Source organism: Pseudomonas sp. LS-2, from assembly GCF_003605735.1.
Lineage (GTDB): Bacteria > Pseudomonadota > Gammaproteobacteria > Pseudomonadales > Pseudomonadaceae > Aquipseudomonas.
The window spans coordinates 215802-227631 of sequence record NZ_QXTJ01000040.1 but is presented as its reverse complement, the minus strand read 5'-3'; the positions used below and the strand labels follow the sequence as shown (position 1 = coordinate 227631).

The 11830-nt window shown below is 56.0% G+C and carries 13 protein-coding genes; 3 read left to right on the top strand and 10 right to left on the bottom strand.

The window, feature by feature from the left end:
• Positions 1 to 69: 69 nt before the first annotated feature.
• The 5 genes from D3M70_RS26700 to D3M70_RS26680 form a co-directional block, all read right to left on the bottom strand.
• Positions 70 to 882: a DUF1206 domain-containing protein gene (locus D3M70_RS26700; protein ID WP_120128726.1), complete on the bottom strand. Its 813-nt coding sequence runs from the start codon at positions 880 to 882 to the stop codon at positions 70 to 72.
• Positions 883 to 1033: 151 nt separating this feature from the next.
• The gene (locus D3M70_RS26695; protein ID WP_120128724.1) at positions 1034 to 1546 is read right to left on the bottom strand and encodes a ProQ/FINO family protein; all 513 of its coding nucleotides are present in this window, start codon (positions 1544 to 1546) and stop codon (positions 1034 to 1036) included.
• A gap of 324 nt (positions 1547 to 1870) precedes the next feature.
• The gene (locus D3M70_RS26690) at positions 1871 to 2194 is read right to left on the bottom strand and encodes a hypothetical protein (protein ID WP_120128723.1); all 324 of its coding nucleotides are present in this window, start codon (positions 2192 to 2194) and stop codon (positions 1871 to 1873) included.
• A gap of 63 nt (positions 2195 to 2257) precedes the next feature.
• Positions 2258 to 3745 (bottom strand): sensor domain-containing diguanylate cyclase, encoded by a 1488-nt coding sequence (locus D3M70_RS26685; protein WP_256660002.1) that lies wholly within the window; start codon positions 3743 to 3745, stop codon positions 2258 to 2260.
• Between the two features lie 125 nt (positions 3746 to 3870).
• On the bottom strand, positions 3871 to 4467 hold the full coding sequence (locus tag D3M70_RS26680; RefSeq protein WP_120128722.1) for a chemotaxis protein CheB: 597 nt from the start codon (positions 4465 to 4467) through the stop codon (positions 3871 to 3873).
• 345 nt (positions 4468 to 4812) lie between these two features.
• Between D3M70_RS26680 and D3M70_RS26675 the strand changes: the two genes are divergently transcribed.
• The 3 genes from D3M70_RS26675 to D3M70_RS26665 all read left to right on the top strand — a co-directional run bounded on the left by D3M70_RS26675 (position 4813) and on the right by D3M70_RS26665 (position 7491).
• Positions 4813 to 5487 carry an HAD family phosphatase gene (locus D3M70_RS26675; RefSeq protein WP_120128824.1) on the top strand — a complete coding sequence of 225 codons (675 nt, stop codon included), beginning with the start codon at positions 4813 to 4815 and terminating at the stop codon, positions 5485 to 5487.
• A gap of 132 nt (positions 5488 to 5619) precedes the next feature.
• On the top strand, positions 5620 to 6117 hold the full coding sequence (locus tag D3M70_RS26670) for a CinA family protein (RefSeq protein ID WP_120128721.1): 498 nt from the start codon (positions 5620 to 5622) through the stop codon (positions 6115 to 6117).
• Between the two features lie 471 nt (positions 6118 to 6588).
• The gene (locus D3M70_RS26665) at positions 6589 to 7491 is read left to right on the top strand and encodes a manganese catalase family protein (protein ID WP_120128720.1); all 903 of its coding nucleotides are present in this window, start codon (positions 6589 to 6591) and stop codon (positions 7489 to 7491) included.
• A 321-nt stretch (positions 7492 to 7812) separates the two neighbouring features.
• On the opposite strand, the gene D3M70_RS26660 is transcribed toward D3M70_RS26665, so the two are convergent.
• The 5 genes from D3M70_RS26660 to D3M70_RS26640 form a co-directional block, all read right to left on the bottom strand.
• On the bottom strand, positions 7813 to 8178 hold the full coding sequence (locus D3M70_RS26660; RefSeq protein ID WP_120128719.1) for a response regulator: 366 nt from the start codon (positions 8176 to 8178) through the stop codon (positions 7813 to 7815).
• A gap of 83 nt (positions 8179 to 8261) precedes the next feature.
• On the bottom strand, positions 8262 to 9650 hold the full coding sequence (locus D3M70_RS26655; RefSeq protein WP_120128717.1) for an ATPase domain-containing protein: 1389 nt from the start codon (positions 9648 to 9650) through the stop codon (positions 8262 to 8264).
• Between the two features lie 397 nt (positions 9651 to 10047).
• Complete coding sequence (locus tag D3M70_RS26650; RefSeq protein ID WP_120128715.1) at positions 10048 to 10227, bottom strand: hypothetical protein; 180 nt, start codon at positions 10225 to 10227, stop codon at positions 10048 to 10050.
• 157 nt (positions 10228 to 10384) lie between these two features.
• The gene (locus D3M70_RS26645) at positions 10385 to 10849 is read right to left on the bottom strand and encodes a response regulator (protein WP_120128714.1); all 465 of its coding nucleotides are present in this window, start codon (positions 10847 to 10849) and stop codon (positions 10385 to 10387) included.
• A gap of 294 nt (positions 10850 to 11143) precedes the next feature.
• Positions 11144 to 11614, bottom strand: a complete 471-nt coding sequence (locus D3M70_RS26640; protein ID WP_120128712.1) for a hemerythrin domain-containing protein — start codon at positions 11612 to 11614, stop codon at positions 11144 to 11146.
• Between the last annotated feature and the right edge of the window lie 216 nt (positions 11615 to 11830).

The window sequence follows — 11830 nt, the reverse complement described above, 5'->3', positions numbered from 1 at the left end:
AAACAAAATCGTCTCAGACGGTCCATCGAAGTCCACGAGCGTACGAGGGCCGCGCGAGGTTACGCCTGCCTACGCTTTCGACACGCCTGGTATTTCCATGTTTATCTTGCGCCAGAAGGCTTCAGAGAAGCTGTAGACCGAGAATGCAATGAGCCCCAAGGCCATGACGATCAAAACCAGCCATCCAGCGGGCAGATGCTGGAGCGCGTCGAGGGCTTCCTTCATGCCGGGCGGATCCACAGCTTGATAAGCGGAACCGCTCACTCCCAGCAGCACCGCAATCTCGATGAAGACGACGCCACGGGCCATCAGGCCAAACCGGGACACCGGACGGACGTACCGCATGACGTCTTCGTCAGCCTCAAAATATTTTTCAAACGACGCCTTCCATCCCTTGATGATGTGAGCAATTCCAACGCCCAGTGGAATGAGGGCGATCAGGTACACCAATACGTTGGAGTGTTCCCAAGATAGAAGATGCGCCAGCCAGTCTTTGGTTTTCCCTCCGGAATCGCCGGAGCTTTTAATTCCGCTTACGAGCAGGCCTAACGCAAAAAACGCCAGGGCGCCGTTGACCAGACCTCCGGCAAGCAGGCCAGCGCGAATGGTTAAACCCTTGAGATTCTTGCCGTGATGGTCGACATCGCGCGTAGCCTGCAGCACCCGCCAGGCCGCAAATGCGAGCAGCCCCACCACCACGAGTCCCACTAAAAAATAGCCAAACGGCTGGGCTAACAGGGCTTCCAGACTTTTGTGGCTGTCTTTTGGCTTGGTAGAGTCTTGCGCCGCCAGCAACGCAAAGATGCCAATGATCAAGTAAAGCATTCCACGAGCGGCGTATCCGCCCCGTGCGAGTACTACAAGGTTGTGTTGCGCTGACATGGGCTGCATTCCGAAAGTAATACAGAAGCAGACCGTTGTGATGGGGAGGGGTTCTATCGTTGCCCTGGATTGCAGGGACCAGCGTGCCGCTTCATCGGGATGTGCAACGCGGCGACGCAACGTTTCGGGCGCCGCGTTGCGGAGTCTTGCTTTATTCAGTCGGTGCTTTTTCCACGGCGGTTTCTGCATCGGCGGGGAGAGCACGCGCTTGCGCTTTGTCACGATCCCGTCGGACCTGGCTGCGTTGCCGTGAAGCTTGCCGCTTGGCGTGTATCGCCTGAGCGGCCGTCACCACGCCGGCCGGTTGTCCACTCAAATCCAGGCGCGGCGCGTTCTCTACCATGCACGTCCAGTATCGAGCCCCACGACACCAGGTAGAGATACCCAGTTTGAGCTGTTCGAGGGTGATGCCGAGTAGCTCTAAATGTTGCTCAGCGTCCTTCAGAATGCCTTCCTTCAATGGAACCTTGGGTGCCGGGTTAACAGGAAAGGCCAACGGAAAATGTTTCTGCAGTGGCCAAATCGCTTCCACCGCCGGATCCAGGTCGCGAGGCTTTGCCTGCCGAGAGGACTTTCGCTTCTGGGGAGTCGGGCTGACGGTTTTCGCCTGTTCTTTTTCGGCCTTCAGTTGGTCACGGAGCTCAGCTAATTGTTCAAAACCCATCGTCTATTCACTGCTTGTAGGTTGATTGCGTGGTGCAAGGATATTCCATGCGGCGCCTGGAAGCAGCTGAAACAGAATGACTCGCCACTGATTCAAGGACGCACGCTTCCCGAATCTAACCGGTGACAGCCTGTCGCGACCGTCTGTCGCAGGGTGTTCCGGGTGCGGCGGGCTCGCCTCAACAGCGCAGGTGTGATCACCTCGTCGGCCATCCCTCGAATGCCATTGGCCCATGCGGTGCCGTTTAGTTAACGGTATACAGGTACAGTATCGGGTGCAGGGTAGCCATGCAGTTTCGTCCTGGGTGCCGCAGGCATTCCTTCATCAACGGTCGGTAGGCGCCAGGGTTTGATACCAGTCCGAATAAGGGGTGTTCTTCACCCCGTGTCTGTTCAGGTCTGGAGCTCCGTCATCCCACCAAACAGGCCCACGTTCTCCCAATGCCACTTTCGTAGCCTGAACCGCCGCGCGCGCGATCTTCATTTCTCCTGGATCTCCTGAAGCTTTCGCGGCTTTCACGGCTCTGCGCGCGTCCATGAGTTCGTTCACCAGTCTCTGGCGTTCGTCATCATCGAGCGAGGGATTGGAGCAGCGCCAAAGCGTTGCGTTGACGACAAAGTAGCGGCCGTCTGGCGTGATGGGATTCATGAGTCCTATACCTCCCTCCCTTCATACCGCAGGCTACGTTCGCCCGTGGCCTGGTGCTCTGAATCAAGTTTGCTGGAAAGCAGTTGCTTTGATTGGCTTGGCGGCTTCTCCTCTCCACTGGTTACGTCCGGCGTGTTTAGCCGCGTAAAGGTATGCGTCTGCGGCCTTGATCATCCCCACCGCAGTGGTCTGTGAAGTGGTAGGAACACAGGATGCCACGCCCGCACTCGCGGTGACGATTCCAGACGGGTTGTCGAGGTGCTCAAGTTTCAGTTCGCGAATGGCCGACAAAATGTCGGCTGCCACCTGGGCGGCTCCCTCGGCATCGGTGTCTGGAAGAATAACGAGGAACTCTTCTCCACCGTAACGGCACGCCAGGTCGGCTGGCCTTTTAAGGGAAGTGGCAATGGCTCGGGCGACCACACGAAGACACTCATCGCCCGCCGTATGGCCGTAGCGATCGTTGAAGCGTTTGAAATAATCTATATCGAGCATAATCAAGGCCAGGGAGTAGCGCTGCCTCCTTGCCCGAGCAATCTCTGCAGCCAGAGCGATATCCAGCCGACGTCGATTTCCCAAGCCAGTGAGGCTGTCGGTCAGGGCCATGTCCCGTACGGCGACATGTGCAAGACGAAGCTCGGCCTCTATTTCCATACGTCTGCGAAGCTGCGACAGCACGATGAAACCAAATCCCGCGAGGCTGGCCACCAGAACGAGCAAGATAAGGCCTGATTTCAACAGGTCATGTCGCCACGGGCCTACGAATGATTCTTTCGACAAACCAGCCTCTACCACCAGTGGGTAGCTATTCAGTGCACGGTAAGCGTAAAGCCTGTGAGTGCCATCGACGACAGCTTTAACCTCGGCAACACCCTCGCTCGACGCTGGCAGATAGCGTTTGAAAATCTCGCTTTCGGAAAGACTCTGTCCGACCACGGCGGCCATGAATGGACGTCTTACCAGTATGGTGCCGTTGCGCATCGCAAGCACCAGTGCGCCACGGTCATCGATTTTGAAATCGCCGTAGTAGTCGACGAAGTAGCTCACTTTGATCGTGCCCAGAAGTACGCCAGCGAATGAGCCATCGGGATTATCCAGACGACGGGATATGGGGATGATCAGTTCGCCAGTTGATCGGCTTTGGACGACCTCCCCAATGCGTACATGTCGGTCGGAATGCTCGCGGTGATACATGAAGTAGTCGCGATCGGCGTTGTTGGCGGTCTCAGGGGTTATGTCCTTGTCGGTCACCACCCACCGGCCCTTTGCGTCGTATATGAACAGGCCGTGAAGCTGGGGCATGATTTTCGACTGCTGCACCATCAAGGCGTGGATCCGGGGAACGTTCATGTTCTCCAGGCCGTCGCCTTCAACCCTCTCAGCCAATGCGTCAGTCAGGATATCGACCTGGCGGATCGCATCCTCGGCATGTTGAGCAGTCGCCCGCGCCAGATTGGTCGCAGAGTCCTTGGCGGCCGCGTACGCATGTTCGTAATCTCGCCATGCCCGCCATCCTTCTACGCACAGAAACGTCGTGATCACCATGATCATGAAGACGAGCGCCAGCCGGAAAATATTGGAGTTTCGCACCGGGGGTAGCCGCTGGTCTTGAGGGATGCCGTCGTTCCCTTCTAGTCGGTCATTTGCTGCCACGGATAGACTCGGTTGCCTGAGAACTAAAGAAGTAGGCCTGAGACCGCCTTGATCAGCACTGATCCCATGTCGGCTTTATTGAGCACGGCGCGAGGGTGATCTCTCTGGATCACGTTGATGGGCATGCTGGGCACCAACGCATCCTGGGGTTCCTGAACCATGCTCAAGCCTCCCGCCGCGATGACCGCATTAGCCCCGTCGGTTCCGTCGCTGTCGCCTCCCGACAAAATCAGACTGACAACCCGATCACCAAATACCTCGGCCGCCGTTTCGAATAATCGATCTGCTGCCGGGCGCGAATGGCGGACCTTGGGCCCGTCACTCAGATGGATCTGTCCCGGGGCAACGATCTCCATGTGCTTGTCAGCGGGTGCCAGATACACACGGCCGGGTTGTACGCTCTCGCCCTCAAGCGCATACGCCACTGGCAACGTCGAATACCGATCAAGGATTGAAGCGAGATATCCCGGGCTCGAAGGCCCTGAATGAATGACGACGAGGATCGCCGCCTGGAAATCATGGGGCAGCTCGCCCAACAAGGTTCTCAGCACTTCCACAGCGCCGTGAGAGCCACCGATCACTACCACGTTTCTTGATGATGTTTCTGCATGCATGTCCATGGGTGTCTCCTTTCACCTATCCCATGGACATGGAACGGGAGCCCACGGTTCAATTTTGTCGCCGCCTCAAGGATTTAGAAACAGACGTGGGGTAGGTTCCGGGGTACTTCATCCATTCGTTGCGCAAGGCACTGGGTCACTCTTCCAACGCTCTGTCAGTCGTGTCGGAAAACTGTCGGAACGAGCGCGGTACAGGTTCATCCAATCAGGCGACGGCAGTACGCATTTTTTGCGCTGTCGACCAAGTCGTCCTGAGGGAAGACCCCGAGCGCTCTGCGCGCGGACGGTCTGCGTCTGGATTTGAACGGGTTTTAAGCCAGGACGTTCGCTGGCATGGAGAACAAGATGCGACCGACCACCTCATTCATCTTCGACCTCGACGGCACGCTGACAGATAGCGTTTATCAAAATGTCGCCGCATGGAAAGAAGCACTCGACTCGGAAAACATCCCATTGGCCATGTGGCGCATTCATAGAAAGATCGGAATGAGTGGCGGTCTGATGCTGAAGTCGCTCTCGCGCGAAACGGGCCTGAATATCACTGAAGAGCAGGCCGACCGCCTCAGTGAGATACATGATCAGGCCTATGCCCGGCTGCAACACCAGATCATTGCGCTGCCCGGCGCACTAAAGTTGTTGAACACGCTGACCGATGAAAAGCTCAAATGGTGCATCGCAACAAGCGGGGGAGTGGAGACGGCAAAGATCAATCTGCAGGCGTTGGAACTGGAGTTTGATGAGGTCGAAATCATCACGCGAGATGATGTGAATCATGGAAAGCCGGATCCTGATCTGTTCCTTGCTTCGGCAAATCGAATGGGCGTGCCCATTGAGCAGTGCCTGGTGGTAGGGGACGCCATCTGGGACATGCTCGCAGCGAGGCGTGCCAAAGCGACGGGCATAGGGGTTTTGTCGGGTGGATATGACATCGGTGAGTTGGAGCGCGCAGGCGCCTTGAGAGTTTACGAAGATGCGCTTGATCTGCTCGACCACCTTGACGAAATTGCCTCCCGCCCATGATCACCCTCTGGATGAACGGATCAACGGCAAGGTCTGCGCGGGCTGCAAAGCAAATGACCCGGAAAAACCCGAGAACATCTGACAACAGCGTGGTCTATCGCATAGGAATCAGCGGCGGAGGAGGTGCACGTCATGGTGGAAGATGTTGTTGCGTATCTCAGACAGCACTCGTTGCTGCTGGCGACGGCTGAATCGTGTACCGCAGGGCGGATCGTGGCGCTCCTCGCGGAGGTTCCTGGTAGCGGCGCATTGGTGGAGTGTGGCTACGTGGTCTATTCGCCAGAAGCCAAACAGCGGCTGCTAGGCGTAAAGAGGGAAACGATCGACACGTTCAACCTGACGAGTGTTGAGGTTGCGACTGAGATGGCTTTAGGCGCACTGCGGGACAGCCCTGCAAATATCGCCGTTGCCACCACCGGCTTATGCGGCACTGAGGACGTGGACGGTATTCCGGCGGGGACTGTGTGTTTTGCCTGGGCCTTTATCCTTGGCGGCCGCGAACAGGTTTTTACTCGCAGGGAAAAATTTTCGGGGGACAGGGAGGCGCTGCAACATCAAGCAGCGCTCCATGCGTTGGGTCTGGTGCCGTTTTTTCATCAGCGGATGGTATCCGGCGATCTGCCGATGTGAGGGCGGGCATTGGCGGTTGCCATTCATCCTGGGCATGCCGTCTCCAGCACTCTGGATGAAAAGTGGCATGGCTTCATCCTCATCTTTCCATGATCGCAGGGCGAATCCCTCACCGCCTCTGGGTACACGCGATGATCGAACGTTCACTGTTTGCATTCACTAGAGACCAACCTTCATGGCGAGACCATCCGTCGGCTTAGTTCAATGAAGCCAGAACGCTCGCCGCTTGATATCTGTCGCGTTAGTTAGCAAGCGGCAGTGCCGCTTATCGCCGTTGGTCGGACATGGTTCATGTTTATCCAACTTTTTAACTGTCACCGCCCGTCGCGGTAGATTTATATCCGGTGAATTCCGGGCCGCGCGAATTCTCTTAACTAACGAGTGCGTCATTAGTACTACTCAACCGTGAGCGTTAACTGAAAAATTGATTGTTACCGCCTTGGACACATTAGCCCCTAAGGGAGATTCACTATGTTCCTGCATAACAAAAGACTTCAATATACTGTGCGCGTCGCCGAGCCTAATCCGGGGTTGGCGAATCTGTTACTCGAGCAGTTTGGTGGCGCTCAAGGAGAGCTTGCGGCAGCAACGCGGTACTTTACGCAAGCGTTGGCTGAGGAAGATCCAGGCCGCAAGGATCTGCTGCTGGACATCGCTACCGAGGAGCTCAGTCACCTTGAAATCATCGGCTCTATCATCGTGATGTTGAACAAGGGCGCCAAGGGCAAAATGGCAGAGGGCGTCCAGGAAGAGGGCGAGCTCTATCGCGACCTCAACGGCGCCGGCAACGATTCGCATATCACCAGCTTGCTCTATGGCGGCGGCGCACCTTTGGTGAATTCCGCAGGCGTGCCCTGGACGGCTGCTTACATCGACACCATCGGCGAACCAACAGCTGATTTCCGGTCGAATATCGCGGCGGAAGCCCGCGCGAAAATCGTCTATGAACGCCTGATGAATGTGACCGCTGACCCGGGCGTCAAAGACGCGTTGGGCTTTCTGATGACCCGAGAAATCGCCCACCAGTTGTCGTTTGAAAAAGCACTGCATTCCATTCAGCCAAACTTCCCACAGGGCAAACTGCCTGGCATGCCGGAGTTCAGCCGGACTTATTTCAGCATGTCAAATGGCGAGCCTAATCTACGCGGCCCCTGGAACAGCGATGCTGAGTTCGAATACGTCGAGAACCCGCATCCGGCCGTCGACGGCGGGGACGGTACGGCCTCGGTGGAGTTGAGCGAAGAGGATTCGGTCACCCTCACCATGATGAAAGAACGTACCAAATCCGACATGGCGGCGGATCCAATGACGGGTGCTGATCTGGGCTCAGGGCTGGCGCAAGGAGCCGCAGGAGAGATCGATCCAAAACTGTAAGCGACAAGGCCGGCCTCGACCGAGGTGTCGAGGCCTATACCTACAATATGGGAGGTTGATCATGACTTCTTCTAGCAACGATGTGTTTAGATCCAGGCTCGAAGTATCTGAAGACAATGGGGTTAGCGCGAGATTTGACCGCACGGCTCGCAGATTTGAATCCCAGGCGACGGCACTGGGGCGTGGGTTGCAAACGGCCCTGTTCATACAGCGGTTCAAAATGGGGTTAATGTCGGTTCGTGGACGAGCGTAGCCTTCTGGTACTTGATCCCATTTGCCCGCGCAGTACGCGGGCTTTTTTTTGGGCCATTGAATGCCCCATCACTCGACTGCAGGAAACAACGCTTTGACTCTGTCGATGACCACGTCGATGTCGAACGGTTTTTCAAATACCTCGACGAAGAGGTCAGGGCGTGCAGCGCCGAGGTAGGCCTGCGCGCCGCTCATCAATATGATAGGAGTCGTTTGATGGGACTCCCTGCGCCTGACAGCATCCGCAAACTCAACCCCGGTCATACCCGGCATCATGTAGTCGGTGATGATCAGGTCTGGCCGCTCCCTATCAAGTATTTCGAGGGCCTTCTTTCCACTACCAGCGGTAACCGTCAGATAGCCTTCGTCTTCCAGCGCGAAGCTTAAAATGTCAGCTACAAGGTATTCATCATCGAGTATCAGAACCGTGGTCATAGGATGCTCGCACCGGCAAGCATGTTAAGGACAGGCAAGATAATCGTTGTCGCTGGCCTCGATCTTTTCGCCCATCGCATGAGTCAAACCTTCTTCACAGATAATCCAGAATCGCTGATGACCAGTTCCAGTAGCGAAGGGTCATAGCCGCTGTCTCTGATCTTGAGAATGGAAAGCAATCGTTGAAGTTCCGAGCCATTCTGTTCGAAGCGGACGAGCAGTATATTGTCGAAAATACTGGAGAGGTCTGAGGTAGGGGCGTTGACCTCGACGGCGATGAGTTTCGGAATTTCCCACGTGCCGACCACCGTTACGCCTTCAGCCCGGAGCGCGCCCATCAGGGCGGTGTAAAAATCCATTACCCGGGTCTTGTCAGTCATTACGCGGGACATCCCTCCGAGACTGTCCAGGAAGACTCGCTGGATGTTCTCGCGTTTTACGATGTCCAGAAGCTCATACGCGAGCTGGTCTATGTGCCCTGCTGTAGTGGTGTTCCAGACGATGTGAAGCGCCCCGGTTTTCTCCATTGATTCAAAATCAAGTCCCAGAGCGGCAGCCTTTACTCGAATGCGTTGAGGCGATTCGTAAAACCCAAAGTAGAGCCCCGGCTCCTCCGGCGTGCACTCGTGGATGAACTCCATCCCTATGGACGTTTTCCCAGCGCCCGAAGGGCCGGCGATCAGGGTGACTGATGAGCCGGCGAGCCCGCCACCGATGCAATTATCCAGCGTCTCAATGCCGCTGCTCACCTGAACAAGGTAATCACTGTCGCTCAGGGCAGGCTGGCTCAGAAGGCTTTCGAGCCTTGGATAAACAACGATGCCGCGATCGGTAATTTCGAACTCATGCAGGCCCGACAGTGAGCTGCTTCCGCGCGTTTTGCGTAGCTTGATCCTGCGGACCGATTTTGGCCCGACTGATTCTTCGCCCATCTCGATGACCCCATCGACCATCGTGTGCTCGGGACTACCGTCGTCAAGCTGAGAACTGGTAAGAAAGAGCACGGTGCAGCCAGCGAAGGCAGCATGGCCTTGTAGCTCGGAGATAAACTTCTTGGTGTCGATCGGCGAATCCGCTCTCGAGCGAGCGTTCAGCAGCCCATCGAGGATCAAAACAGTCGATTTTTGCCGGCTGATCTCACGCCGCAAGAGTTTGACGACTTCGTCGAGCCCCTCGTTTTCCAGGGTGTCAAATGCGCTGACGAACTGGATGCTTTGCCCAATCCGGGATTTGTCGAAAAAGCTCAGCGTGGAGAGGAAGTCGAATAGACGGTCATGAGGCTCGGCAAGCAAAGTCGCGAAGAGTACACGCCCGCCGCTTTGCACATGGTTGAAGCCCAGCTGATTTGCCAGGATCGTCTTTCCCGACCCGGGGCGCCCTTGAATAATGTACGAGGCACCAGCGACAAATCCGCCCTTAAGCAGGATATCTAAGCCGTCGATACCGCTTTTGAGACGTTTTAACTGATCCAAAACTGAGTCCTCTGCTGATCCAAGCCAGCGCATTAAGTCCAAGCAACACATCAAATTGCAGTGGCAGATATTGTTGCTGGTTTGTACGAGTATTCCAAGCGCCGTCCCACATCGATGAGATATTCGCTAGAGGATAGCCCTGCAGCGTGATCGCTCGATCCGATCAACGCCTGGATCGAAGGCCCGCCTTGGAAATGGCTGAGCGCCTGAATGATTTTTACGAGGGGCACGAAAATCCTGCTGCACATTGACTGCAGCAGGACTTCGATTGTTTGACTCCGAGATTGTTGCACTCGAGATTGTTGCTTTCGAGATTGTTGCGCTCTGAAAGGGGGCGCTTGTGTGTCACTGCATGCGCAGCTTCTGCAGGAGGGGTGAACGGGAAGCGGGTAGGGTGCTAGCTGCTGTTCCTGGACTGCTCGCTTAAATCAACTGCCAGCTTTGCTGCCTCCTCGTCACTTTCGACATAGTGAGCGTTTCCTTCGTCATCGGTGACCTTGAAGACCTGCTCCAGTTGCTCTGTGCGCAGGTCTTCCGGAATAAGTTCACCTTCGAGTTTCGTAACGATGACCGCCATTGAGTTCTCCTGTCGAGCTGATAGGCGTAGATGCTGTTCACCACCTATCGGAGCCACGAATGCGGTCGTCGTTCCATCCAGTCCTCCCGACGCCAGCGCAGGGCGTGTCGCAAGAAGATGGCTCGGTGAGGATGCCGTGCCTTGACTGGCCGCTGGATCAATCGCTTTTGGGACGCACGAGAACACGCGCCGAACCGGGAGGCGGCTCGTTTAAAACTGCCCAGAAGATGCCCAGCTCCGACACCGCTTTCACGAAATCCTTGAATTCGACGGGCTTCACTACATACGAATTGACGCCCAATTCGTAAGCGCGAATCAGGTCTGGTTCCTCTCTGGATCCTGTGAGCATGGCCACTGGAATGCTGCGCAGGTCGTCGGCGTTGCGGATCTCCTTGAGCACCTCAAGCCCATTGACGCGAGGCAGTTTCAAGTCCAGCAGTACGATGGCCGGGTTTCCCTCTGCCCGTTCGGCGTAGGCACCGCGTCGAAACAGATAGTCGAGCGCCTCTGCGCCATCCCGGACTATCACCACCTCATTCGCTAACTGACTGCGCTCAAGCGCAACCAGTGTCAGCTCCAGGTCATTAGGGTTGTCTTCGACAAGAAGAATGGGTTTAAGCATGTTGACTTCACTGAAAAAAAACCGGCGACACCTTAGCAAGTTTTGGTGCTGAATGGGCAGTTTTCAGACTAAGGACGACGCCACTCAGAGAGCGTTCAGCGGGTATCCGTTGGGGCTTAGGGCTCTCACCCTTTGTTGTGGAGAGGCTGATTGGCGATTGCCCTGGGATGAGCGTTCTTGGCGCGGGATATCCTGAAGTGATAAAAGCCGCCCTGTGCGCTCAATGCAACAGGGCGGCGTAAGAATCAACCCGGAATGGGCCTGGTGTTTGTTCAGGCCGCTATGGGTAATGCGTTAGGCGGCCATGCCAGACAGCGATTTCTTGTAGTCCGTTTTCATCGCTTCCATCTGAGCACCGAGCTCTTCCAGCTTGGCCTTTCCCAGAAGCTTTTGAGCCTGTGGGAACATCTCGGATTCTTCTTCCTCGATGTGGTGTTCCAAGAGTTCCTTGACCACCTTCACACGGCCGGAAAACTCAGGTGTGCCAGGGTCTGTTTTCTTGAGGTCAGGCAGGACCAGTGAGTCTACCGTGCGGTGTTCCTCCTTGGCCTCGTAGTACATGATGTCCTGCTCTTTGGCGCCCGCTTCTTTGAATGCTGGATACAGGATCTCCTCCTCAAGCTTGGTGTGGAGGGTGATCTCCATTTCAAGCTTTGCCAGCAGGTCGGTACGTTTCTTTAAACCGCGCTCGGTCGATTCGCTCAGTTGGGTCAGGATCGACTTGACACGCTCGTGGTCTGCTTTCAGCAATTCAATAGCGTTCATTTTCAGGTTCCTCGGGTAAACACGTAGGGACTCGCTGGTCTGTCGCCAGCGCTGTCATGAGGGATTTGCACGCGGCGTGCCAACGGCCGTAATGGCTCGCAACCCTTGAGCTGTCGGGCCTGAGAGCCGGCGGTCGACCGGGTTGATCGGGCAGATTGCATGAGGACCGGTTGTGCTCATTGCATAAAAACTGATGCCATACGGCGCCTCGGGCTC